We start from the raw sequence: 24,598 nt of genomic DNA on the forward strand, positions 1-24,598 counted from the left end.
CGCGCATGAAGACCAGCCCGCCCGTCGAACTCGTCGTGGCCTCGTTCGACGACCCGATCGTGAGCCGTCTCCACGCCGGGCCGCCGCCGACCGGGGAGCCGGGCACCGCGGCGGCCGGGCGGTCCAGGGCGGCGTATCCGCCTGTCGCCACCGACGCCGGGATGGTCTTCCTGGTCGCGCGGTCGGCATCCGGTCCGGTCGGATGCGCCGGGCTGCGGCGGCTCGGGGACGACACCGCCGAGGTCGAGCGCCTTTATGTGCGGCCCGAATACCGCGGGCTGGGCATCTCACGGCTGTTGCTGGCCGGTGTGGAGGACCTCGCCCGGCGCCGGGGGTTCACGGTCGCCCGGCTCGAGGCGGGCGACCTTCGCGTCGCCGGGCTGTACGCCTCCAGCGGCTACGTCCGGATCGCGCCGTTCGGGCGGCATCCCGCCCGCAGCGTCTGTTTCGAAAAGTCTCTGCTCGTCCCGGTGACCGGGGGCCGGACGACCGGCCCCCGGTCCCTGCCCCGGACCTAGCCGGCCTCGCTCAGCGCGAGGCGGGCGTGCAGTCGCCGCAGGGGGCTCGGCAGCCACCAGTTGGCGCGGCCCAGCAGCCGGATCGTGGCCGGTACCAGCAGCGCGCGTACGACGGTGGCGTCGATCACCACCGCGGTCAGGAGGCCGACGCCGATGAGCTTGATGAACGAGATGCCCGACGTGGTGAAGGCGCCGATCACGACGGCCAGGAGCAGGGCGGCGTTCGTGATGATGGCGCCGGTGCGCTGCAGCCCGACGGCGACCGCCGCGGTGTTGTCCCCGGTGCGGTCCCACTCCTCCCGGATCCGGCTGAGCAGGAACAACTCATAGTCCATCGACAGCCCGAACGCCACGGCGAGAATGAGCACCGGCTGTGACGCCTCGACCGTCCCCGTCGAGGTGAAGCCGAGCAGGCCCGAGAGATGGCCGTCCTGGAACACCCACACCATGACGCCGAACGCCGCACTGAGCGACAGCCCGTTCATGACCAGTGCCTTGAGCGGAAGCACGACCGAGCCGAGCGCCGCGAACAGCAGGGCGAACGTCACCACCGCCACGAACAGCGCCGTCCACGGGAGTACGCGGGAGAGGCTGCTCAGCAGGTCGGTGAGCTCCGCGGTCTGCCCGCCGACGTACACCTGTCCCGGCGCGGGCAGTGCCCGGATCCGTTTCACCAGGTCGCGGGCCTCCGATGACTGCGGGTCGGCCGGCGTGCGTACCGCGACGTGGGTCGCGCCGCCGCCCGTTCCCGCGATGTCGACCGCGGACACCCCCGGCAGACCGCGCAGCCTGCCGGTGTAGCCCTGCAGGTCAGGGCCCGAGACGCCGCCGGTGAGGACGACGTCGATCGGTGAGAGCGAGCTGTGGGCGAAGTCGCGGTCGAGGGTGGTCGAGACGGTACGTGCCTCGGCGCCGGGCGGCAGTGCGCGTACGTCGACGCCGCCGAACCGGATGCCCAGGAACGGCGCGCCGAGCGCGAGGAGGACCGCGATCGAGCCGACGGCGTAGAGCACGGGCCGGCGCATGACGCTGCGGGCGAGCCGGTACCAGGCGCCCCTGCCGGTCCGCTCACCGGTACGCCGCCGCACGAGACGGAGCGCGTCGACGCGCCGCCCGAGCAGTGCCAGCAGCGCCGGCAGCACGGTGAGCGCGGCCAGCATGTCGACGAGCACGACCGCCATCCCGCCGAGGCCCATCGACCGCAGGAACATCTGCGGGAAGAACAGCAGCCCGCCGAGCGCGATGGCGACCGTGATGCCGGAGAACGCGACCGTGCGGCCCGCGGTGGCCATGGTCCGGGCCAGCGCCTCCTGTTCGGAGTCGGTACGCCGCAGTTCCTCGCGGTAGCGGGTCACGATGAACAGCGCGTAGTCGATGGCCAGGCCGAGCCCGAGCATCGTCACCACGTTGATCGCGAACGTGGACACGTCGGTGGTGAGGGTGAGCAGCCGCAGAGCGGTGAACGCGCCGAGGATCGCCACGCCGCCGATGGCCAGCGGCAGCAGCGCGGACACCAGGCTGCCGAAGATCACGACGAGCAGCACCAGCAGGATCGGCGTGGAGATCATCTCCGCGCGTGCCAGGCCTGCGGAGGTCTGCCGGTTCAGGTCGCTGTTGACGCCGATCGTCCCGCCGCGCAGGGTTCTCAGGCCGGGCGCCGCCAGGTCGTCGCGGACGCGCTTGTAGGTGGCCAGACGCGCCTGCAGGTCGGCGCCGGTCAGCCGGATCGCCGCGTACGTCGCGTGGCGGTCGCGCGAGACCAGGGCCGGCGAGCGCGTGTCCCAGTAGGTGGTGACGTGCGGCACGTCGCTCGTCGGAAGCTTGGCCAGTGTCCCGGTGACCGCGGTACGGAAGGCCGGGTCGTCGACGGTCATGGACCGGCTCTCGTACAGCACGACGAGTTCGCCGTCGGAGGGGCCGACACGGTCGTTGATGATCTTTGCGGCGTGGGACGATCCGGAGCCCGGGTCGTCGAAGCCGCCGCCCTTGAGCGCGCCGAACACCTGGGTACCCCACACGGAGGCGATGGCGATGAGCACGAGGGCTCCAGCGAGGACCCATCGTCGCCGCTGGTGGACGAGGCGGCCTAGAGATTCGAACATGTCTCTGCTCCCGAGTAACCTGTTACTAGCGATAACTTCAGTGAACGCCGTTTACCGTTAACGGTGTTCACTGAAGCACACGCCGTTTACCACCGTCAAGGGAGAGCCGTGCCGACCACCCGCCGGGAACGCCTGCGCGACGCCACGCTGCTCGAGATCAAGGAGGTGGCGCGCGAACACCTCCGAGCTCACGGCCCCGCCGGTATCTCCCTGCGCGGCATCGCGCGTGACATCGGCATGACCGCCCCGGCGCTGTACCGCTACTACGCGAGCCTCGAAGACCTCCTCGCGGCGATGATCGAGACGTACACACACGAGCTGAGTGACGCGATGGAGGCCGCGCGCGACGCGCTGCCCGCCGATGACGTGGGCGGCCGTCTCGTCGCCGTGACCCGCGCCTTCCGCTCGTGGGCCCTGGACCACAGGCCGGAGTTCACGATGATCTACGGCGCGCCCGCGCCGGGCTTCAGCGCGCCGGAGGAGGGCGGGATCCGGGAGGCGGGAGGACGGCTGGGCGGCATCTTCTTCGCGCTGTTCGCCGAGCTCTGGCAGCGGGCGCCCTTCCCCATTCCGTCCGATGAGGAGATCAACCCCGCGCTGCGCCGTCAGCTCGAGGTGTTCTCGGCCGGGTGCGGCCCCGAGGTGGCCGGCATGCCGATCGGCGTCATCCGGTTGTACGCCGCGGCATGGGTCCGGTTGTACGGCCTGGTCACGATGGAGATTTTCGGACACGTGCACTATCTGATGGAGGACGCCGATCCGTTCTTCGAGTCCGAGCTGGCCGACCTCGGCAAGATGCTCGGCCTGAAGAAGATCGCCCCTGCCTGACGGGTCCGGATTTGCGGGGATTACACAGCCCGAACCATCGCATTCGTCCGCCATTTCCCGGATTCGGATTACATCAGGTGGTCGGGGCGCGTGGTAATCCACGGTCGGCACAGTTTTGCCGTGGTTTGCAGTTGCGGCGACTGATTGCACACCTTCACGGCGATAGAACTGGAGGCCGAAGCGGAGCCGAGGAAGCAGGGGGAAACTTCATGGCCCGTTCCGGTCCGACATTCGACCCGGACGGTCTGACCGCCGCGCAGCGCTACGGAGAGGCCTGCGTCGTGTGCCACAAGAAGTGGCCGCGACCAAGGGCTCACGTGGGACGGCTGCCAGACGATTCCCGGGTATTCGCATGCGATGACTGCGTGCCCGCGCTGCGGATCATTCCGCAGCCGGTCCGCAGACGAGCCGCCAAGGGCAAGGAGCCCCGCAGGCGAGCACAGAGTTTGACCAGAGCCTAATTGGAAGAGCGTCCTGAGTCCGGGGGGAGCCCAGGACGCTCACGAGAGACGCGCGCCCGGCGGGGGCGGCCGGGCGCGCGTCTCTTCACTTCACCTCCGGCCGGTCGCGGCTCCCACGCCGACCGGATCCGACCACCGCCGGCCGCGCCCGCAGCGCCGAGGACCCGCGACGTCACACGGCGACGATCGGGACGGCCTCGGCCACGGGCGGGCAGCGGCGGGCATCCTGGCCGATGGCCGGGGCGGCCTCAGCCGCGGGCGTCCTGCCAGGCGCGGTTCCAGTCCGCGTAGTCGGCGCAGCCCTTGTCCTTGGCGCAGCTCGCGGCCGGCATCCGGGCGAACAGCACCTTGCTCAGATAGGCACGGTCACCGACGTGGTAGGCGCTGCAGAACTGCGGGCGCAGCCGGTCGGGCGCGCACGCCTCCGGGTTGGCCGGGGCCACGCCGTCCCACTGGGCCACCTGCTGCTGTACCTCCGGCGAGCTCGCCCAGTTGAGCCACTGGTACATGCAGTTCGGATGGTCGGCACGGGCGCCGATCATCCAGGAGTCCATCCAGCCGGTCACGCCCTCGCGCGGCGTCACCCCGGCGACGGGCCGGCCGCTGCGGCTGAGCACGTCGACCTGGTACGGCCAGACCTCGCCCAGCGAGGCCTCCCCCGTCGCGAACGCGGCGATCGCGTCCGACGGGTTGAGCCAGTACGTCTTCACCATCGGGTGCTGCTTGGCGATCACGTTCGCCGCGGCGGAGAGCTGCTTGGGCGTCAGCGCGAAGGGGTCCTTGATGTGCAGCTTCCGGTTGTGCGCCCGCAGGTAGAGCGCGACGTCGCCCAGCGTCAGCGGGCTGTCCCGTACGACCAGGTGCCCCGAGTACCTCTTGGCCTGCGCCGGGTCGAACAGCGCCGCCCAGCTGTCCGGCTGCGGGCGTACGGTCCGCTGGTCGTACATGAGGAGGTTCGCACCCCAGGTGAACGGCACGGCGTAGTGCTTGCCCTTCACCGTGAGCTGCGAGCGGAGGGCGGGCTCGAGCTCCTTGTAGGAGTCGACGAGGTCCGGGTTGACCGGCACGACCTGTTTGTCGGTAATGAGCTTGCCGGCGATCTCCGGGGTCGCGGCGACCCCGTCGTAGTGGAGGTTCGGCTTGGACATCAGGGCCAGCATCTCCTGCGGGTTCGCCGCGTACTTGATGTTGACCTTGCACTTGGTCTTCTTCTCGAACGGGGTGATCCAGTCGACTCGCGGGTCGTTGGCGCCGTCCTCGAGGTAGCCGTTCCAGCTCACCAGGGACACGGAGCCCTCGCCCTGCCCCATGGTCTGGGCCGCCCGCACCTCTGTGGTCTGGTGATCGCCGCCGCCCCCGCTGCAGCCCGCGAGACCGAGTGCGGTGGCCATCACGGCCGCCGCGAGCATCCGCGAACGCCTCATACCGCTCCCGTTCCATCGTGAAGAACCTCTGCGGCGAGCGTAACGACGTACGTGAGCGGATGCGTACGGGGACCGGGTTTGACGCCGGGGAACGGAAGAAGTCCGGACAACCGCGCCGGGGGCTACGCGGTTGTCCGGACGTTATGCGGCCTCGGGAGGGCGCCCCTCTGCAGTCACGCCTGTCACGGAGGTGTTGGAGGGGGAGGCGGCGCGACTGTAAAATGCCCGCCCGAGACCGCGGCTTTCGGGCGGCCGCCTGACGCGGCCGCGGGAGGTGAGGGTCGGCTGAACGGTCATCGCCGGCTACCGGGCCACGCGGCCGCCGGAACCCGGCGTGCCCGTGACGTCTCGGCCTCGCCGAAGAGGATGCCGCCGGGCTGTGGGGGCGGAGGCGACATACGGCGACGAGCCTGGATGACCTCGATCGACTCGACGAGCTCCTTCACGTTCGGCGCTTCTAGGAAGCGGTCGGCATCTCCACCGAGTGGAGGGAGCGCCCACCAATGGCGGGTCGCCTGCCCGAACCAGATCGTCCAGTACGGGTAACGCGCCGCCAGCATGGCCAACACTGAAACCGGCTGCTGGTCGAGCGATTCGTCGGCAGGCATGAGGGGCTCCCTGACAACCGGGGAACGTCTTATTTTTGCGTTGAGCAAATGTCGACATTCGAAGTGTGTCGTATGCCACAGAGGAGGTCAAGAGCCGTAGCTATTATTTGTAGTTTGCCCTGTCAACGGAGATAGACAGCGCAAAAGCGCTGTTCAACGCCGGGCCGGCATGGCGGAGTCAATGATCTTCCCCGCCGTCCACAGGACCCCGTTTACGGCGGTGCCACCACCGCGGCAACCCGCCTTGGACCTGTTGAGCGGTCCCCCTCAGCACATGGTGACCTACTCCGCCGCCGGAGACCAGCCTCCGGAGCACCTGCTTCTCCGACACATCGCCGTAGGGCCGTTTCGCCCGGTCCGGAAAACCCGCAGCGTACGACGCGAAATGCGGACCGGCCCTTTTTTCCGGCCCGCGAAATCGGCGCACAAAGCGTCTGTGCGCAAAATGCCGGAAAGGGCGCGTCCCTTTATCATGATCGTGGCCGCACCCCCATCGGACGGGATGCGGCCACGACGCGGCTCGGCTCAGGCGTTGGTGGGGAAGCCCAGGTTGACCCCGCCGTGCTCGGGCCCCAGCCAGCGGGCGGTGACGACCTTGCCGCGGGTGTAGAAGTGGACGCCCTCGCTGCCGTGCACGTGGGTGTCGCCGAACAGTGAGGACTTCCAGCCGCCGAAGGAGTAGTACGCCATCGGCACCGGGATCGGCACATTCACCCCGATCATGCCGACCTCAACCTCATTCTGGAACCGGCGCGCGGCACCGCCGTCATTGGTGAAGATCGCGGTGCCGTTCCCGTACGGGTTGCCGGCGATGAGCTCCATGCCCGCGTCGTAGGAGGACGCGCGTACGACCGAGAGCACGGGCCCGAAGATCTCGTCCCGGTAGCAGTCCATCTCGGAGGTGACGTGGTCGAGCACGGTGGGCCCGAGCCAGAAGCCGTCCCCTGACGGCACCGGGTGCGACCGCCCGTCGACGGCGAGCGTGGCGCCCTGGGCGACCCCGCCGTCCAGATAGGACTCGACCTTGTCGCGGTGCTGGCGCGTGACGAGCGGCCCCATCTCCGAGGCCGCCTCCGTGCCCGGCCCGACGGTCAGCCCGGCGACGCGTTCCTTGATCTTGTCGACCAGCTCGTCGCCCACCGGGTCGACGGCCACCACGACCGAGATCGCCATGCAGCGCTCGCCGGCCGAGCCGAACCCGGCCGAGACGGCGGCGTCGGCGGCCAGGTCGAGGTCGGCGTCGGGGAGCACGAGCATGTGGTTCTTGGCCCCGCCGAGCGCCTGCACCCGCTTGCCGTGCGCGGTGCCGGTCTCATAGACGTAGCGCGCGATCGGCGTCGAGCCGACGAAGCTCACCGCGCGTACGTCCGGATGGGACAGCAGGGCGTCCACGCTGACCTTGTCGCCGTGCACGACGTTGAAGACGCCTTCGGGCAGGCCCGCCTCCTGCCACAGCTCGGCGAGCCGTACCGAGGTCGAGGGGTCCTTCTCCGACGGCTTCAGCACGAAGGTGTTGCCGGCCGCGATCGCCACCGGGAACATCCACATCGGCACCATCGCCGGGAAGTTGAAGGGCGTGATCCCCGCGACGACGCCCAGCGGCTGCCGGATGGAGTAGGAGTCCACGCGCGTCGAGACGTTCTCGGAGAAACCGCCCTTGAGCAGGTGCGGGATCCCGCACGCGAACTCCACCACCTCCAGTCCGCGCGCCACCTCGCCGGCCGCGTCGGACCGGACCTTCCCGTGTTCGGAGCTGATCAGCGCCGCCAGCTCGCCGGCGTTGCTCCGCACCAGCTCGCGGAAGGCGAACAGGACGTTCGCGCGCTTGGCCAGGGACGTGTCCCGCCATCCGGGGAACGCCGCCTTGGCGGTGGCGACGGCCGTGCCCACGTCATCGGTGGTGGCGAAGTCGACGTGCCCGCTCAGCTCGCCCGTCGCCGGGTCGTACACGTCGCCCTGACGCTCGGCGGTACCGGTCCAGGGCTTGCCGCCGATCCAGTGGGTTATCCGCTTCATGCGATCTCTTCCAGCGCGTCGATCAGGATGCCCAGACCCTCTTCGCCCTCGTCCTCGGTCAGCGTGAGGGGTGGCGCCATCCGCAGGGTGTTGCCGTACAGGCCGCCCTTGCCGATGAGCAGACCACGTGCCTTCGTCGCCTCCAGCATGCGGGCGGCGAGCTCGGGCTCGGTCAGCTCGATCGCGAACATCAGGCCCTTGCCGCGTACGTCGGTGACGATGTCCAGGCGGTCGCCGGCGGCCTTCAGCCCGTCTATGATCCGTCCCCCCACCTTGGCGGCGTTGGCCTGCAGGTCGTGGTCGAGGATGTAGTCGAGCGTGGCGTTCGCCGCCGCGGTCGAGATCGGGTTGCCGCCGAAGGTCGACAGGCCGGTCGCGTGCAGCGCGTCCAGCAGCTCGCCACGGGCCACGACCCCGCCGATGGCGAACCCGTTGCCGAGCCCCTTGGCGAAGGTCATCATGTCCGGCGTCACACCGTGGTTCTGGATGCCCCAGAAGTTCTGCCCGGTGCGTCCCCAGCCGGTCTGCACCTCATCGGAGATGAACAGGATGCCCTGCTCGGCCAGGACCTCCTGGTACGCGGCGTACAGCCCGTCCGGCGGGCAGGTGTAGCCGCCGACGCCCTGGATCGGCTCGGCGATGACCGCGGCCACGTCGCCGCCCGTGACGGTGGCGAGGGTGTGCCGCAGGTCCTCGGCACAGACCTTGATGTAGTCCTCGTCCGACAGCCCGCGGAACTGCGTGAGGTGCTGGTCGCCGCCGTGCAGGAAGTACACGCTGAGCGGCGACAGGGCGCTGTTCTTCCAGGACCGGTTCGCGGTGATCGAGATGGTGCCGAAGGACCGGCCGTGGTAGCTCTGCCGCATCGCGAGCACCTGGTTGCTCTTGCGCGCGTACGTCGCCAGCAGCAGCGCCGTCTCGTTGGCCTCGGTGCCGGAGTTGGTGAAGAACACCTTGGCGTCCTCGATGCCGGACAGCCGGGCGATCTTCTCGGCCAGCTCGACCTGCCCGCGCAGGAGGTACAGCGTGGAGGTGTGCACCACTCCGGTCGCGAGCTGGCGCTCCACGGCCTCGCGCACCTCGGCGATGTCATAGCCCAGCGTGTTGGTGACGATTCCCGCGAAGAAGTCGAGGTAGGTACGGCCCTCGGCGTCGGTGACCCGGCTGCCCCGGCCGCTGACGATCTCGATGGGCTCGTCGTAGTAGAGGGCCACCCAGTTCGGGATGACCGCGCGATGGCGTGCAAGCAAGTCCGACATGTCTAGAGTCTTCCTGTCCTGCCGTACCGAGCGCAGGCGACACAGTGTCAGGACTCTGGCCCCGCATGTGGCAACCTGTCACGCCCGGCAGGCCGTGATCACAGTGCGTTCAGCCGGCGAGCCAGCCGGAAGTCGTGCTCGGTCAGGCCACCCGCGACATGAGTGCTCTGGGTCAGGGTGACGGTGTTCCACTGGATCGTGATGTCCGGGTGGTGGTTCGCCTCCTCCGCCACACCGGCGACACGGTTGACGAACTCCATGGCCTCCTTGAAGTCCTTGAACTTCGCGGTGCGCACGATGGAGTCGCCGGCGCGCTCCCAGCCGGGCGTGTCGGCCAGCTCCCGCTCGACCTCGGCCTCATTCAGCTTCTCCATTTTTGGCCTCCCCTTCTCTTCGTTTCATACCATCACGAATGTGCTGCCCACTCTGGCCGATGTCCTGCGTCTCGACGCCGTACGGCGCGGCGAACCCCGTGTCGTCGCCGGTGCCGACCGGCTGGACGCCCGCGTCCGCTGGGTGCACAGCGCCGAGGTGACCGACATCGCCCACCTGCTGCGCGGCGGCGAGCTCGTGCTCACCACCGGTATCGCCCTGCCCGACGAGCCCGGGCGGCTGAGGCGCTATGTCGCCGAGCTGTCCGAGGTCGGCGCCAGCGGCCTCATCGTGGAGCTCGGCCGCAAGTACGCCAGCGCCCTTCCCGCCGCTCTCATCTCCGCCGCCGAGGAGTACGGCCTGCCGCTGATCGCGTGGGCGCGCGAGACGCCGTTCATCGACGTCACCGAGGCCGTGCACGCACAGATCATCGACGCGCAGCTCGCCGAGCTGCGCGCGTCGGAGAAGCTGCACGAGGTCTTCACCCAGCTGTCGGTGGACGGGGCGCCGCCCGCCGACGTGATCCGCCAGGTGGCACGCCTCGCCGGGCAGCCGGTCATCTTGGAGAACCTCTCCCATCAGGTCCTCGCCGCGGACGCCGCCGGGGCCGATCCCGCCGAGCTGCTGGCCGGGTGGGAGACGCACTCCCGCGCCGTACGCACCGAGGAGCGCACCGCCTACGACGAGTCGTCGCGGTGGCTGGTGACCGTCGTCGGCGCGCGCGGCGAGGACTGGGGACGGCTGATCATCGCCGGGACCGGGCCGCCCTCCCCGCGCGACGTCGTCCTCATCGAGCGCGCCGCGACCACGCTCGCGCTCGGGCGGCTGCTCGAACAGCATGCCCAGAGCCTCGAACGCCAGGCGCACGGCTCGATCATCAGCGGGATCCTCGCGCACGCCTACTCCGATCCGCAGGAGGCCGCGGCACGCGCACGCGCGCTCGGCGTGCCGCTCACCGGGCGGCGCCTGCTCGGCATCGTGGTGCTCCCGTGCCGCACCGGCACGGACGGCGGCCTCCCCCCGCTCTCGGAGCTGGCCGACGCCACCGCCGCCGCCTGCCGCGACGCCGGGCTCGCCGCACTCGTCGGCACCCTCGACGAGGGATCACCGCAGGCCAGAGTGGGCGTGCTGGCCTCGCTGCCCACGCGTGCCGAGGACGAGAAGCTGCTCGGCGACGTCGCGCGCCGACTGCGCGCGCACCACGCGGTGACGTCATCGGCCGAGGGACGGCCCCGCGGCCACGCCCGCGACTTCGTCATGGCCGCCGGGTCGATCGTCGAGTCGATCCGCGACGTACGCCGCTCGTTCCTCGAAGCCGAGCAGGTCGCGGACGTGGCCGCGCGGCGCAGCGACGACCGCTCCTTCTACCGCCTGCCCGACCTGCGGCTGCGCGGGCTGCTGCACCTCCTGCGCGACGACGCGCGGCTCCAGACCTTCGTCGAACGCGAGCTGGGCCCTCTCCTCACGCACGACGCGGCGCGTGGCGGAGACCTCGTACGGGTGCTCGCGCTCTACCTCGACAGCGGGCGCAACAAGGCACTCGCCGCGCAGCGTGCGCACCTGTCCCGCCCGGCTCTGTACGAACGGCTGCGGCGGATCGAGCGGGTCCTCGATGCGGACCTGGAGGACGTGGAGTCCTGCGCGTCACTGCACGTCGCCCTGCTCGCCCTGGACTCCGTCCGAAGAGAACGCTGAAGGGAACGCTCTTGACCCTCCCCCGCCAAACCCGCGACCACCAAGCTCGCGACCACCAAGCTCGCGACCACCAAGCTCGCGACCACCGGGCCCGCGACCTGGGCATACGGATCGGCACCGGCGTTCCGGGCCCCGCGAACGCGATCACCGATGTGGCGGGCGTGCGGGTCGGGCACGCGACGATCGTCGAGGGCGACGGGCCGCTGCGGATCGGCGAAGGCCCGGTGCGGACCGGCGTCACGGTGGTGCTGCCGCACGACGGGCGGATCCAGGACGAGCCGCTGTACGCGGGCTTCCACTGGCTCAACGGCAACGGCGAGCTGACCGGCACCGCGTGGATCCGTGAGGGCGGCATGCTCACCACCCCGATCGGGCTCACCAACACCCACAGCGTCGGCGTCGTACGCGACGCGCTGGTCGACATCGACCGCCGGGGCAGTGAGCGCAGCGGCTGGGGCCTGCCGGTCGTCGGCGAGACCTGGGACGGCATCCTCAACGACATCGACGGCCAGCACGTGACCGCGGCGCACACGCGCGAGGCGTACGAGGCCGCCGAGCGGGCCGGATCGGGAGCCGGCGTGGCCGAAGGCAACGTGGGCGGCGGCACGGGCATGATCTGCCACGGCTTCAAGGGCGGGATCGGCACGGCCTCGCGCCTCGTGGACGGCGGCTGGACGGTCGGCGTGCTCCTGCAGGCCAACCACGGCAGGCGCGAGCGGCTCACCGTCGACGGCGTCCCGGTGCGGATCGAGGACGTGCCACGGCCGGCGCCTCCGGCGCTCGAGGGGGCCGGGTCGGTGATCGTGATCGTGGCGACCGACGCGCCGCTGCTCCCCCACCAGTGCCGGCGGCTCGCCCAGCGCGCCGGCCTGGGCATCGCGCGTACGGGCGGGGCCGGGGAGAACTCCAGTGGCGACGGCTTCCTCGCCTTCTCCACCGCGAACCGCGGCCGGCTGCCCACCGACGCCCGGGGCGCCGAACCCCCGCGGGTGCTCCAGGTCGAGGCGCTGGCCGACGCCTACATCGACCCGCTCTTCCACGGCGTGATCGAGGCCACCGAGGAGGCCGTGATCAACGCCCTGCTCGCCGCTGAGACGATGACCGGCCGCGACGGCGTCACGGCGTACGCCCTGGATCCGGAGCGCCTCCTGGGCGCTCTCACACGGGCAGGTGGCGGCTGAGGAAGTCCTCGGTGCGCCGCCAGGCCCGTGCGGCCGGCTCCGGCACGTAGAACATCGGCGCCATGCGGTTGTGGAAGGCGTGGCCCGCACGCTCCTCCACGTGGATCTCGGCGTTCGCCCGCGTCCGCACGGCCTCTTCGACCTTCGCGACCTCGGTGCGCGCGATGTAGGGGTCATCGCCCCCGAAGTGGAACTGCAGCGGGCGCTCGATCGCGTCCAGGAGCTCCAGGCGGTCCGGCACGGCCGAGCCGTAGAACGACACGACGGCCGCCGCGGCGTTCTGGGCCGCGAGGAAGTAGCCGATCGAGCCGCCCAGGCAGAACCCGACGATGCCGACCTCTCCGCCGACCTCGGGCAGGTCGGTGAGATGCCGCAGGCCCGCGGCGCTGTCCGCGACGCCCTGCTCGAAGTCGAAGCGCTGGGCGAGCTCGAGGGAGCTGCGAACACCCTCCTCGTCGTGCGCCGCCCGCCAGCCGGGGTGCAGCCGCCAGAACAGGTCGGGCGCCGCGACGACGTACCCCAGCCCGGCCAGATCCTCGGCCACCGCTTCGATGTAGTCGCTGACGCCGAAGATCTCCGGGATGAGCAGCACTCCAGGACCGCTCCCGCGGTCCGGTGGCCACACCGTCAGGTCGTACGCGCCACCGGATACCGCCACTTGCTCAACACGAGATGCCATGGCGGCACCCTAGATCATGTCGTGGCGGTGACCAGCTCGGTCTCGGAGACGGAGAGCTCGCCCGCCGGACGCGGCACGCGGCGGGCCCAGGGCATCGCCAGGGCCAGGAACGGAATCACGGCGATCGAGCTGATCGACCACCACTCGTGGTTCGTCCACCAGCCGTTGTCGCCGAACTGCGTGAGGTAGATGTAGCCGATGCCCGCCCAGACGGCGCCGAGCGCCATCGCCGGGCGGCTCCAGCGCGTCGGGCGTGCGCACAGGAAGGGCACGAACCACAGCAGGTACTGCGAGCCCATCCGCGGCGTCACGACCATGAACGCGAGCAGGATCGCCGAGGTCTGGTCGATCCGGTCGGAACGCCACCACAGCCACATGACGAGCGCGATCGTTGAGTACAGGATGACCTGGCCGATGGTCGCCGCGAGCGGCACGAGCTTCTCGTCGCCGCCCGTCAGCACGGCGGTCCATCCCCACTCGCCGACGACGGGCCGCACCTCGCCGAGGTAGCGGGCGACGTTCAGCATGTTCTTCCAGGAGGTGTCCACCACGAGCGGCAGCGTCACCAGGAAGAAGACCGGCACGGCGCCGGCGGCGCACAGGCCGTACAGCCGCTGCCGCCAGGTGGGCAGCATGGCCAGCAGGACCGGGAGCAGGACGATCGGCCAGCTCTTGGCCGACAGCGCGAACCCGAACAGCGCCCCGGCCCATGCGGCGTACATGGCCCCTCGGCTCGTCAGGCCGTCAGCGGGACGGGCGGCGCGCGCCACGATGTAGGCGCCGACCAGGAACACCAGCGCGACCGGCTCCACCTGGGCGTGGATCACGGCGACCATCAGGGCGATCGGGTTGGTCGCGTACTGGAACCGGGCCATCGGTCCGTACTTGCGGCCCGCGAGCTTGCCGACCAGCCCGATGAGGACCACGTCCGCGAGGAGCGTCCAGACCCGTCCGGCGACCTCCCACGGGAGCCCGGGTGCGAGCGTCAGGGCGTACAGGTAGGGGATCATCGGCAGGAAATGCCAGGAGCCCTGTGTCGCGAGCACCGGATCCTGGTGATGCAGGATGGCGAATCCCGCCGGCCTGAATCCTTCGTAGAAGTCGACGGGCTGCCAGGAATCGGCCGCCGCGAAGACCAGAAGGATCAGCCGCAGCCCGACGCCCACGGCGAGGGAGGTCCACAGTGAGGGCCGCCAGCCGCGCCACTGCGCCAGAACACCCGCGATCAGGCCTGCTACCAGGATGAATGCTGTGTAATAAGGATGGTCCATCGTCAGCCAGGCTCTCACATTCGGACACGACGTCTGTCCGGCCCCGGCTAAATACAGCGAACTCTCAGGTTCCCTTTGCCCTTTGACTTCTCTCCGCGGCCAGAAGGTCACCGGTCGTATGCGGCGTGACTCCTGGCGCGGACCGAGGGTCCGGTAGATCTTTCAACACCCCAGGTAAGCACCCGAATCTGCTTTCTGTGGCCAAAACCGGACTTACAAGGAATCTTGCAAAAATTTACTAGATGCGTGACTCTCTCGGGCAGGCAAGGTACTCGGTTCTCGGTCCCGCCGGAACGGACGCCCCCAGACCGTCCGTCGAGGCGAGCCCCGCCGTGCCAAGCCATCCCTCGGGTGCGCCATCGGGGCGCACCCGCCACCCCCTGAGGGAGGCTCGAGTGAGGTTCTCTGCACCCCGACGCGCCGGACTGATCGTCGCGGCGGCCGGGCTGGTCGGCGGCACACTGTTCGCCGCATCCGCGCAGGCTTCCGCCTCGCAACCGGACCCGTCCCAGCTCGCCACGAAGCTGGCCGGCCAGCTGGGATCCCGTTCCGCCGGTGCCTACATGGACCACTCCACCAACAAGCTCGTCGTCACCGTCACCTCCACGTCCGACGCCAACGCCGTACGCGCCGCGGGCGCCGTACCCAAGACCGTCGCTCTCAGCGGGGCCCAGCTGCAGCAGGCCACGTCCAGTCTCGAGAGCTCGGCCAAGGTGCCCGGCACCGCGTGGGCGGTCGACCCGGCCACGGACCAGGTCGTCCTGTCCGTCGACAGCACGGTGACCGGCGCCAAGCTCGCCCAGGTCACCTCCGCCGCCAAGTCGCTCGGCAGCGCCGTGCGCGTCAACCACGTGCCCGGCACGTTCACCACGAAGCTGAGCGGCGGCGACGCCATCTACGGCGGCCAGTACCGCTGCTCACTCGGCTTCAACGTTCGTAGCGGCAGCACGTACTACTTCCTGACCGCCGGGCACTGCGGGAACATCGCCTCGACGTGGTACTCCAACTCGGGTCACACGTCGGTTCTCGGCAACACGCAGAGCAGCTCCTTCCCGAACAACGACTTCGCCATCGTGCGCTACACCGCGACGGGTACTCCGTCGGGCACGGTCGGCAGCCAGGACATCGCTTCGGCCGGCAACGCCACCGTGGGTCAGACCGTGACCCGGCGTGGTAGCACGACCGGCATCCACTCAGGCCGCGTGACCGCGCTCAACGCCACGGTGAACTACGCCGAGGGCTCGGTCCGAGGAATGATCCAGACCACCGTCTGCGCCGAAGGTGGCGACAGCGGCGGCTCGCTCTACGCCGGTTCCGTCGCCCTGGGCCTGACCTCCGGCGGCAGCGGCAACTGCAGCTCCGGCGGAACGACCTTCTTCCAGCCCGTCACCGAGGCGCTGAGCACGTACGGCGTCAGCGTCTACTAGATCCCCGCCTGAAAACCCCCGGGAGGACGCGGTCCACGCGCCTCCCGGGGGTTTTCCTGTTTGCGGGGGACGCGCCCGTCACGGGAGGATCGCCGGTCATGGAACGCATCCAAGTGCCCCGCGCCGCCGATGAGGCCGCGATGCTCATCGCCTGGCTCGACTGGCATCGCGCCACCGTCTTCGTCAAGACCGAGGGGCTGGCCGAGGATCTCGCCCACCGGCCACTGCTCGCCTCCTCACCCCTGATGACCATCGCCGGGCTCGTCAGTCATCTCTACTGGGTGGAGCGGGACTGGGTCGATCACGTGCTGCTGGGCGAAGCGGTCGACCTGCCGTGGTCCGCGGAGGACCCGGACGGGGACTTCAAGGCGGACGGCACGCCGCTGGCCGGACTCCTGGCCGCGTACGAGCGCCAGTGCGCGCACAACAACGAGGTCGTCCGGTCACTGAGCCTCGACACAGAGGCGGCGGTCGAACGCCGCCAGGAGCGCGTCACCCTCCGCTGGATCCTCGTGCACCTGGTCGAGGAGACCGCCCGTCACAACGGTCACATCGACATCCTGCGCGAGATGCTCGACGGCGTGACCGGCGGCTGAGACCGGCTCCGGCCTCGGCGCGCCGCACAAATGGATCACTTCGGCGGTGATCCCGGGTTACAGTGCCGACGTGCCGCTCCCGGGATTCCTCACCGTACGGAACGTCGATCCGCACCACCTCGAGAAGTACCTCCTGCCGCAGGAGATGGACGAGGACTCGGTACTGATCCGACGGCATCCCGCCATGCTCCTGCGCTACGTGCTTGAGAGCTTCGGCGCGCTCATCCTGGCCGGGGTGCTCAGCGCGGTGGTCCACCAGTCGACCATCCTGACCCTGATCTGGGTCGGGTTCCTCGCGGTCACCAGCCGGCTCGCCTTCAAGGTGTTCGAGTGGTCGGATGAGTTCTTCGCGGTCACCAAAGTCCGTGTGATGCTCGTGCACGGGATCGTCACCCGGCGTGTCGACATGATGCCGCTGTCCAAGGTCACCGACCTCACGGTGGACCGCACGATCGTGGGCCGCATGCTCGGCTACGGCACGATCGTCCTGGAGTCCGCCGGCCAGGACCAGGCGCTGTCGAAGGTGGAGTACGTCCCCGAGCCCGAAGCGATCTACCTGGACATCTCGGCCGTGGCCTTCGGCCACGGCGATGACTGAGCGGCGAGCGCGACCGAGCAGCACCGACTCTCAGGAGTCGAAGCCGGCGCCGATGGCGTCCAGTGCGCGCAGCCACAGGTTGCGGCGCCCCTCACGGCGGTCGGCCCGCGCCATCGACCAGCGCGTGAGCTGCACGGCGCCGTACCGCAATGGCTCCGGCGGGAAGGGCACCGGCTTGGACCCGACCATCGCCAGGCGGGTCCGCTCGGTCTCCTCCCCCGAGAGCAGGTCGAGCATCACGTCGGCGCCGAAGCGCGTGGCGCCCACGCCGAGCCCGGTGTAGCCGGCCGCGTACGCCAGCCGCCCGCCGTGCGCGGTCCCGAAGAAGGCGCAGAACCGGCTGCACGTGTCGATGACGCCGCCCCACGCGTGGCTGAAACGCAGCCCGGCCAGCTGCGGGAAGGTCGTGAAGAAGTGCTCGGCGAGCAGCGCGTACGTGGCCGGGCGGCGTTCGAGTTCGGCGCGGACCGCGCCGCCGTAGTGGTAGATCGCGTCGTAGCCGCCCCACAGGATCCGGTTGTCGGCGGTCAGCCGGTAGTAGTGGAACTGGTTGCCGGCGTCGCCGACCCCCGCACGGCTGCGCCAGCCGACCGAGGCCAGCTGCGCGTCGGTCAGCGGCTCGGTGACCAGCGCGTAGTCGTAGACGGGCGCGATGAAATGCCGCAGCCGCCGCAGCGGGGCGGGGAACCCTCCGGTGCCCAGCGCGACCTTGGCCGCGGTGATCGATCCGTACGGCGTCCGCAGCCGCAGCGAGCGGCCCTCATCGTCGATGGCGCGTACCGGCGTGCGCTCGAAGATCCGGACCCCGGCCTCCAGGCACGCGCGTCGCAGGCCCCACGCGAGCTTGGCCGGGTGCACCAGTGCGACGCCGTCCCGGTCCCACAGGGCACCGCGGTAGGTGGGCGAGTCCACCTCGGCCCGTACGGCGCCGGCGTCGAGAAACTCCAGGTTCCGCCCGGCGTCACGCGCGCGCTCGGCCAGCTCGGTGAGCTCGGCGAGCTGCCAGTCCTCGGTGGCCACGTCCAGCTCGCCCGTCCGCTCGAACTCGGCGTCGATGCCGTATCTCCCGAGCGTGGCCTCGATGCCGCCCAGGTTCTCCCGGCCGAGCCGCTCCAGGGTGAGCATCTCGCCGGGCCAGCGGGCGAAGCCGTTGCCGAGCCCGTGCGTGAGGCTGGCCGAGCAGAACCCGCCGTTGCGGCCGGAGGCGGCACCGCCGGCCACGTCGGCCTCGACGAGGACGACGTCGCGCGACGGGTCGCGTTCCTTGGCGCGCAGTGCCGTCCACAGCCCGGTGTACCCGCCTCCGACGACCGCGAGGTCGCAGGAGGCAGGGCCGGTCAGCGCCGCGGCGGGCTCGGGCGCCGCCGGGTCGGCCAGCCAGAACGGCGTGGGCTCGGCCTCGGCGAGCGCCTTCAGCACGTCCATCAGCGACGCCGGCGTGCGATCACCGCGTTGCCGACCGCGAGCAGGATGCCCGCCACGAAGATCAACGTGCCCATCACGTTGACCTGCGGCGGCAGGCCGTTCTTCTGCGCACCCCAGATCCACAGCGGGAACGTCAGCGTGGACCCGCTGTTGAAGCTCGTGATGATGAAGTCGTCGATCGAGAGCGCGAACGCGAGCAGCGATCCGGCCAGCACCGCGGGGAAGATCATGGGGAGGGTGACGAGCCGGAACGCCGTCCAGCCGCCGGCCCCCAGGTCGCGTGCCGCCTCGTCGATGGCCGGGTCCAGCGTGAGCACCCGTGACCGTACGGTCACCGCCACGAAGGACAGCGAGAACATGATGTGCGCGACGACGATCGTCCAGTAGCCGCGTCCCACGTTCAGCTGCACGAAGAACGACAGCAGGGACGCGCCCATCACGGTCTCCGGGGCGGAGATCGCGGCGAACTGCACGAGGTTCAGCGTGCCCTGCCCGCGGAACCGGTACCGGCCGAGCGCCAGCCCGATCAGCGTGCCGAGCACGGCGCTGCCGAGGGTGGCGATCAGCGCGATCGTCAGGGAGTTCACCAGCGCCGTGGTCAGGTCGGGCACCGAGAACAGCTGGGCGTACCACTTGAACGTGAAGCCCTGCCAGGTCAGGTTGAGCCGGCCCTTGGTGTTGTTGAACCCGAACGCGATCATGACCGCGATGGGCAGGCACAGCCAGATGATGATGGCCCAGGTGTAGCCGTAGAGGAGCCGGTCGGACCAGCGCCCGCGCTGTCTGCGCGGTGCCGCCGTCTTCCGCTCGGCTGTCGTGGCGGTCATCGGGTGGCCACCTCCAGGACGTCCTCGGTGCCGAGCGCCTTCGCGTACAGGAAGATCCCCAGCAGCAGGATCGCCATCAGCGTGAAGGACAGCGCCGCGGCCTGCGGATAGTCGGTGTTGACCAGATAGAGGTTCTGGATGATGTTGCCGATCATCGTGTTGTTGGTGCCGCCGAGCACGGTGGAGTTCACGTAGTCGGCGCTGACCGGCACGAACGTCATCAGCACTCCGGCGAAGACCCCCGGCAGTGAGAGCGGGAAGACCACCCGTACGAACGCCTGCGTCGGCGAGGCGTACAGGTCCTGCGCCGCCTCGATCATCTTCGGGTCCACCCGTTCCAGCGCCACGTAGATCGGCAGCACCATGAACGGCAGGTAGTTGTAGGTGAGGCCGGCCACGACCGCGAAGCCGGTGGCGATCACGTGGAAGTCCTGCGGCAGCAGCCCGATGTCCTTCAGCGGGGACAGGATGATGCCGTCATCGGCCAGCAGGAACTTCCAGGAGAAGGTCCGCAGCACGAACGAGACGAAGAACGGCAGCAGGATCAGGAACAGGTACGTCGTCTTGCGCGCGCCGCCGCGGAACGCGATCCAGTACGCCGCCGGGTAGGCGAGCACGATGCAGGCGGCGGTGGCCAGGACACCGTAGATCAACGACCGGATGAGCTGGTCGTCGTAGGTGGACAGGCCCTCGCTGTAGTTCTGCCAGTGCCAGGTGAGCCGGAAACCGTTGACGACGTCACCCTGCATCAGCGAGAAGGACAGCATCACCACCATCGGCACCACGAAGAAGATGGCGAGCCAGAGCCCTCCGGGCAGGATCAACGCGTACGGCGCGAGACGTCTGCGCATCGATCAACCCGCCGTGATGTGCTGGAAGACCGCGTTGTACTCCTTCTCCGTCGCCGGCGTCAGGCTGCGGTAGTGGCGCAGCTTGGCGTAGTCGGCCTCGGAGGGGAAGACCAGCGGGCTGGTGGCGACGGCCTGGAGCGATTTCTGGTCCGCCCCGGTCGCCTTGGCCGCGTCGGCGGCGATGACGTCCTTGGCCGCGGGCACCGGCGTGACGTAGTTGATGATCTCCGTCAGCTTGGCGGCGGCATCCGGCTGGTAGAGGTAGTCCATCAGCATGAGTGCGTCGACCGGGTTCTCGGCGGTCTTGGGGATCATCAGGTTGTCGGTCCAGATCGTCGCCCCCTCCTTGGGGATGACGAACTTCAGGTCCGACTTCTCCGAGAGGTTCTGCTGGAAGATGTCGCCCGACCAGGCCATCGTGATCCACACGTCGCCGCGCGTCAGGGCGTCGATGTAGTCCTGTTCGTAGTACTTGCGGACGATGCCCTTGTCCTTCTGCTCCTGCAGCTTGACACCGGCCTTCTTCCAGTCGTCCGGGGTCGACTTCTCCGGGTCGATGCCGAGGGCGAACATCCCGAAGTTCCCGATCTCCTGGGGGTCGGACATCATCCCGACCTTGCCCTTGAACGCCGGGTCCCACAGGTCCTGCATGCTCGTGATCTCGCGCCCGGTCTTCTGCGGGTCGTACGCGATGCCCGTGATGCCGGTCGTGTACGGGATGCTGTAGACGTTCCCGGAGTCGAAGGACTCCTTCTTGTAGATCGGGTCCGCGTTCTTGGTGAAGTTCGGCAGCTTGGAGTGGTCCAGCGGGATCAGGTAGCCCAGCTCGACGAGCTTGGTGAACTCCACGCCGTTCGTGACCACCATGAGGTCATAGCCGATCGACTGGCCGGCCTGGAGCTGCGGCGCGATCTTGCCGAACCACTGGGGGTCGTCCTGGATGACCTCGCGGTAGGTCACCGAGATGCCGGTCGCCTGGGTGAACGCCTTCAGCGGCGTGCGGCCCTTGTCCATGTACAACGGCCAGTTCGCGAAGTTCACGTGGCCGTGCTTGGTCTTGTCCGCCCAGTACTTCTGCACGTCGTCCTGCTTGGCGGGGGCGGCCTTCTGGCCCTTGACGCCGCAGGCCGCGAGGCCGATGCCGGCGCCCGCGAGGCCGAAGAGTCGCAGGGCGTCGCGGCGGCTGCTCGTCATACCTCTCAGGAACGCGGGGTTTGTACTCATATGTGTCAGGCTCCGATCACGTAGGAGTGGCGTGGATCCCACGACAGCCAGACGCTGTCCCCCCGGGTGGCGACGTCGTCCGCGGAGGAGACGTTCTGCACGAAGACGACGACCTCGGCACCGGTCGAGGTCGTCACGTTGTAGTTGGTGAACATGCCGAGATAGACGACCTCGTTGACGGTGCCGCGCAGCGCGCAGCCGTCGCCCTCCGGGGGATCGGAGCGGACGTCGATCTTCTCCGGCCGTACGGTCAGCTCGATCTCGTCACCGGGTGAGACGTCCTGGGTGACCACGATGCGCTCCCCCGGGCCCGGCTCGATGACGGCCCGGCCTCCGCCGGTGCTCGTGACGGTCCCGGTCACCACGTTGGAGGTGCCGATGAAACCGGCCACGAACTTGCTCGCGGGCCGTTCGTAGATGTCACGGGGCGAGCCGAGCTGCTCGATCCGCCCGTCGTTCATCACGGCAATGCGGTCCGACATCGTCAGCGCCTCGTTCTGGTCGTGCGTCACGTACACGAACGTGATGCCGACCTCGCGCTGGATGCGCTTGAGCTCGACCTGCATGGCCTGACGGAGCTTGAGGTCCAGTGCGCCGAGCGGCTCGTCCAGCAGGAGCGCTCGCGGCCGGTTGACCAGCGCACGGGCCAGCGCCACGCGCTGCTGCTGGCCTCCGGACAGCTCGCGCGGCCGGCGTTTCTCCCGGCCCTTGAGGTCGACGATCTCCAGCATCTCGCCGGCGCGGCGGGCGACCTCGTCCTTGGAGACGCCCTTGCGGCGTAGCCCGAACGCGACGTTCTCGAACACGCTCATGTGCGGGAACAACGCGTAGGACTGGAACACCATGTTGATGTCGCGCTTGTTCGGCGGCACGCCCACGACGTTCTGGCCGTGCAGGAAGACCTCGCCCTCGGTCGGCTCGTCGAACCCGGCGATCATGCGCATCGTCGTGGTCTTGCCGCACCCGGACGGGCCGAGCAGGGAGAAGAACTCCCCCTCGCCGATGGACACGTCGACGCCCTTGACCGCCGCCACGGCGTCGCCGTGGGAGTGGAACGTCTTGACGATCCCCTTGAGCTCGATCGCGGCGAGCTCGGTGCTCATGGCGGTATCCGCCTCTTTCGTTTCCGTCACGTCAGGCTCCGATGTGGCTCATCACGTGCTTGATACGCGTGTAGTCCTCGAACCCGTACATCGACAGGTCCTTGCCGTACCCCGAGTGCTTGAAGCCGCCGTGCGGCATCTCCGACACGAACGGAATGTGGGTGTTGATCCACACGGCGCCGAAGTCGAGCCGCTTGGCCATCCGCATCGCGCGTCCGTGGTCCTTCGTCCACACGCTCGCCGCCAGTCCGTAGTCCACTCCGTTGGCCCAGCGGAGCGCCTCGTCCTCGTCGCCGAAACGCTGCACGGTGATGACCGGGCCGAAGATCTCGTTCTGCACCATCTCGTCGCCTTGGGCGAGGCCGCTGACGACGGTCGGCGCGTAGAAGTAGCCGCGGTCGCCGAGGCGCTCGCCACCGGCTCTGACCTCGGCATGCGAGGGAACGCGGTCCAGGAAGCCGCTCACGCGGGCGAGCTGGTTCGCGTTGTTGAGCGGCCCGTAGAAGGCGTCCTCCTGCGAGGGCGGGCCGACCTTGGTGGCGCGGGCCTGCTCGGCCAGGGCGGCCACGAAGTCGTCGTGCACACCGGGACCGGCGATCACGCGGGTGGCCGCGGTGCAGTCCTGCCCGGCGTTGAAGTAGCCCGCAGCGGCGATGCCCTCGGCGGCCTTCTCGACGTCCGCGTCGTCGAAGACGATCACGGGGGCCTTGCCGCCCAGCTCGAGGTGGACCTTCTTGAGGGTCTCGGCCGCCTGCTTGGCGACCTCCTTGCCCGCGCGTACGGAGCCGGTCACCGACACCATCTGCGGAATCGCGTGGCCCACCAGTTCGCGGCCGGTGTCGCGGTCGCCGCAGACGACGTTGAGCACACCCGGCGGCAGGAACTCCGCGGCGATCTCCGCGAGCATCAGCGTCGTGACCGGAGTCGTATCTGAGGGCTTGAGTACCACCGTGTTGCCCGCGGCCAGCGCCGGCGCGATCTTCCAGGTGGCCATGACCATGGGGTAGTTCCAGGGCGTGACCTGCGCGCAGACCCCGATGGGCTCACGGCGGATCATGGAGGTGTGGTCGGCCATGTACTCCCCCGCCGACCGTCCCTCCAGCAGGCGTGCGCAGCCGGCGAAGAACCGGAACTCGTCCACCATCGGGCCGATCTCCTCGTCCCGGGTGAGCTGCAGCGGCTTGCCGGTGTTGCGGCACTCCGCCTGGACCAGCTCCTCCGCCTTCGCCTCGACGGCGTCGGCGACGCGCAGCAGGGCCAGGCTCCGCTCCGAAGGCGTGGCGTCGCGCCAGCCCTCGAACGCGGCGACGGCCGTGGTCATGGCGGCGTCGACGTCCGCGGGTCCCGACAACGGGGCCTGATCGTAGGCGTCCCCGGTGCTCGGGTCGACCACGTCGGACGTACGCCCGTCCTTGGCGTCGACGTGCTCACCGTTGACGAAGTTTCGCAGGGTCACCCTCGACCTCCGACCGTGATTCGGATGGCCCCGACCATGTCAGACCAAAACACCTAAAACAAGGGATTCCGTTGTTACAATCCGATTTCACGACGGAATCCTTGACAATCCAGGCATAGATGACACGATGTCGCATCGAGGAGGGACTCGATGGCCGACGAACACCCGCCCCCCGTACGACCACAACCGAACGGGAGGCGCTCAGGTGTGACCCTCGACGAGACATCAAAGAAGATCATCGAGCTGCTGCAGGCGGACGGACGCCGCTCGTACGCCGCGCTCGGCAAGGCCGTCGGCCTGTCCGAGGCCGCGGTACGCCAGCGCGTCCAGCGGCTGCTCGAGTCCGGCGTGATGCAGATCGTCGCGGTGACCGATCCCCTGTCCCTGGGCTTCCTGCGGCAGGCGATGATCGGTGTCAAGTGTGAGGGCGACCTGGACAAGGTCGCGGACGAGCTCGCCGGAATGGACGAGATCGACTACGTGGTGATCACGGCGGGGTCCTTCGACCTGCTGGCCGAGCTCGTCTGTGAGAGCGATGACCATCTGCTCGAGCTCCTCGGCCGTATCCGTGCCCTACCCACCGTGACCAGCACCGAGAGCTTCGTCTATCTCAAGCTCCGCAAGCAGATCTATTCCTGGGGGACCAGGTGAGCCCCCGAGCGCCAGGAGGGTGTGCG

The 24,598-nt window shown here is 69.4% G+C and carries 22 protein-coding genes; 8 read left to right on the plus strand and 14 right to left on the minus strand.

Going from position 1 to position 24,598, the window contains the following annotated elements:
• Positions 1 to 5: 5 nt before the first annotated feature.
• Positions 6 to 518, plus strand: coding sequence for a GNAT family N-acetyltransferase (locus FB559_RS03185; RefSeq protein WP_246121324.1), 513 nt, complete (start codon positions 6 to 8; stop codon positions 516 to 518).
• On the opposite strand, the gene FB559_RS03190 is transcribed toward FB559_RS03185, so the two are convergent.
• Complete coding sequence (locus tag FB559_RS03190) at positions 515 to 2,620, minus strand: MMPL family transporter (RefSeq protein ID WP_141953064.1); 2,106 nt, start codon at positions 2,618 to 2,620, stop codon at positions 515 to 517. The genes FB559_RS03185 and FB559_RS03190 overlap by 4 nt on opposite strands.
• A gap of 108 nt (positions 2,621 to 2,728) precedes the next feature.
• On the opposite strand from FB559_RS03190, the gene FB559_RS03195 reads away from it, so the two are divergent.
• Positions 2,729 to 3,448 carry a TetR/AcrR family transcriptional regulator gene (locus FB559_RS03195; protein WP_185792019.1) on the plus strand — a complete coding sequence of 240 codons (720 nt, stop codon included), beginning with the start codon at positions 2,729 to 2,731 and terminating at the stop codon, positions 3,446 to 3,448.
• A 709-nt stretch (positions 3,449 to 4,157) separates the two neighbouring features.
• On the opposite strand, the gene FB559_RS03205 is transcribed toward FB559_RS03195, so the two are convergent.
• The 5 genes from FB559_RS03205 to FB559_RS03225 form a co-directional block, all read right to left on the minus strand.
• Positions 4,158 to 5,333: an ABC transporter substrate-binding protein gene (locus tag FB559_RS03205; RefSeq protein WP_141953070.1), complete on the minus strand. Its 1,176-nt coding sequence runs from the start codon at positions 5,331 to 5,333 to the stop codon at positions 4,158 to 4,160.
• Positions 5,334 to 5,626: 293 nt separating this feature from the next.
• The gene (locus FB559_RS03210; RefSeq protein ID WP_246121325.1) at positions 5,627 to 5,941 is read right to left on the minus strand and encodes a hypothetical protein; all 315 of its coding nucleotides are present in this window, start codon (positions 5,939 to 5,941) and stop codon (positions 5,627 to 5,629) included.
• A 525-nt stretch (positions 5,942 to 6,466) separates the two neighbouring features.
• Positions 6,467 to 7,957, minus strand: a complete 1,491-nt coding sequence (locus tag FB559_RS03215; protein WP_141953072.1) for a CoA-acylating methylmalonate-semialdehyde dehydrogenase — start codon at positions 7,955 to 7,957, stop codon at positions 6,467 to 6,469.
• Positions 7,954 to 9,216: an aspartate aminotransferase family protein gene (locus FB559_RS03220; protein ID WP_141953075.1), complete on the minus strand. Its 1,263-nt coding sequence runs from the start codon at positions 9,214 to 9,216 to the stop codon at positions 7,954 to 7,956. The genes FB559_RS03215 and FB559_RS03220 overlap by 4 nt, the downstream gene beginning before the upstream one ends.
• Positions 9,217 to 9,314: 98 nt before the next feature.
• Complete coding sequence (locus FB559_RS03225) at positions 9,315 to 9,590, minus strand: 4a-hydroxytetrahydrobiopterin dehydratase (protein ID WP_141953077.1); 276 nt, start codon at positions 9,588 to 9,590, stop codon at positions 9,315 to 9,317.
• Between the two features lie 40 nt (positions 9,591 to 9,630).
• Between FB559_RS03225 and FB559_RS03230 the strand changes: the two genes are divergently transcribed.
• Positions 9,631 to 11,283: a PucR family transcriptional regulator gene (locus FB559_RS03230; RefSeq protein WP_141953079.1), complete on the plus strand. Its 1,653-nt coding sequence runs from the start codon at positions 9,631 to 9,633 to the stop codon at positions 11,281 to 11,283.
• Between the two features lie 11 nt (positions 11,284 to 11,294).
• Positions 11,295 to 12,464, plus strand: a complete 1,170-nt coding sequence (locus FB559_RS03235; RefSeq protein WP_141953081.1) for a DmpA family aminopeptidase — start codon at positions 11,295 to 11,297, stop codon at positions 12,462 to 12,464.
• Here FB559_RS03235 and FB559_RS03240 read toward each other — a convergent pair.
• Together FB559_RS03240 and FB559_RS03245 are read right to left on the minus strand one after the other, a co-directional pair.
• The gene (locus FB559_RS03240; protein ID WP_141953083.1) at positions 12,442 to 13,143 is read right to left on the minus strand and encodes a dienelactone hydrolase family protein; all 702 of its coding nucleotides are present in this window, start codon (positions 13,141 to 13,143) and stop codon (positions 12,442 to 12,444) included. The genes FB559_RS03235 and FB559_RS03240 overlap by 23 nt on opposite strands.
• 14 nt (positions 13,144 to 13,157) lie before the next feature.
• A complete protein-coding gene (locus tag FB559_RS03245; RefSeq protein WP_141953085.1) occupies positions 13,158 to 14,414 on the minus strand; it encodes a glycosyltransferase 87 family protein in 1,257 nt (418 codons plus the stop codon).
• A gap of 395 nt (positions 14,415 to 14,809) precedes the next feature.
• On the opposite strand from FB559_RS03245, the gene FB559_RS03250 reads away from it, so the two are divergent.
• The 3 genes from FB559_RS03250 (at position 14,810) to FB559_RS03260 (ending at position 17,035) form a co-directional block, all read left to right on the plus strand.
• Entirely contained in the window at positions 14,810 to 15,841 is a 1,032-nt protein-coding gene (locus tag FB559_RS03250) for a S1 family peptidase (RefSeq protein WP_246121326.1), read from the plus strand.
• Between the two features lie 98 nt (positions 15,842 to 15,939).
• A complete protein-coding gene (locus FB559_RS03255) occupies positions 15,940 to 16,437 on the plus strand; it encodes a DinB family protein (protein WP_141953089.1) in 498 nt (165 codons plus the stop codon).
• A gap of 70 nt (positions 16,438 to 16,507) precedes the next feature.
• Entirely contained in the window at positions 16,508 to 17,035 is a 528-nt protein-coding gene (locus tag FB559_RS03260) for a PH domain-containing protein (protein WP_246121327.1), read from the plus strand.
• Positions 17,036 to 17,065: 30 nt separating this feature from the next.
• On the opposite strand, the gene FB559_RS03265 is transcribed toward FB559_RS03260, so the two are convergent.
• Genes FB559_RS03265 through FB559_RS03290 form a run of 6 tightly spaced genes read right to left on the minus strand, consistent with a single transcriptional unit; the run spans position 17,066 to position 23,921 of the window.
• Positions 17,066 to 18,460 carry an NAD(P)/FAD-dependent oxidoreductase gene (locus FB559_RS03265; RefSeq protein ID WP_141953091.1) on the minus strand — a complete coding sequence of 465 codons (1,395 nt, stop codon included), beginning with the start codon at positions 18,458 to 18,460 and terminating at the stop codon, positions 17,066 to 17,068.
• Entirely contained in the window at positions 18,460 to 19,287 is an 828-nt protein-coding gene (locus tag FB559_RS03270) for an ABC transporter permease (protein ID WP_141953094.1), read from the minus strand. The genes FB559_RS03265 and FB559_RS03270 overlap by 1 nt, the downstream gene beginning before the upstream one ends.
• The gene (locus FB559_RS03275; protein ID WP_141953096.1) at positions 19,284 to 20,138 is read right to left on the minus strand and encodes an ABC transporter permease; all 855 of its coding nucleotides are present in this window, start codon (positions 20,136 to 20,138) and stop codon (positions 19,284 to 19,286) included. Before FB559_RS03275 ends, FB559_RS03270 begins: the two co-directional genes overlap by 4 nt.
• 3 nt (positions 20,139 to 20,141) lie before the next feature.
• Positions 20,142 to 21,362 carry a polyamine ABC transporter substrate-binding protein gene (locus FB559_RS03280; RefSeq protein ID WP_141953099.1) on the minus strand — a complete coding sequence of 407 codons (1,221 nt, stop codon included), beginning with the start codon at positions 21,360 to 21,362 and terminating at the stop codon, positions 20,142 to 20,144.
• Between the two features lie 5 nt (positions 21,363 to 21,367).
• A complete protein-coding gene (locus tag FB559_RS03285) occupies positions 21,368 to 22,465 on the minus strand; it encodes an ABC transporter ATP-binding protein (protein WP_141953101.1) in 1,098 nt (365 codons plus the stop codon).
• 31 nt (positions 22,466 to 22,496) lie between these two features.
• Positions 22,497 to 23,921 carry a gamma-aminobutyraldehyde dehydrogenase gene (locus tag FB559_RS03290; RefSeq protein ID WP_221639876.1) on the minus strand — a complete coding sequence of 475 codons (1,425 nt, stop codon included), beginning with the start codon at positions 23,919 to 23,921 and terminating at the stop codon, positions 22,497 to 22,499.
• Positions 23,922 to 24,071: 150 nt separating this feature from the next.
• Between FB559_RS03290 and FB559_RS03295 the strand changes: the two genes are divergently transcribed.
• On the plus strand, positions 24,072 to 24,572 hold the full coding sequence (locus FB559_RS03295; RefSeq protein WP_141953103.1) for an Lrp/AsnC family transcriptional regulator: 501 nt from the start codon (positions 24,072 to 24,074) through the stop codon (positions 24,570 to 24,572).
• The last annotated feature ends 26 nt before the right edge of the window (positions 24,573 to 24,598 follow it).

Origin of the sequence: Actinoallomurus bryophytorum (assembly GCF_006716425.1) — a bacterium.
GTDB lineage: Bacteria > Actinomycetota > Actinomycetes > Streptosporangiales > Streptosporangiaceae > Actinoallomurus > Actinoallomurus bryophytorum.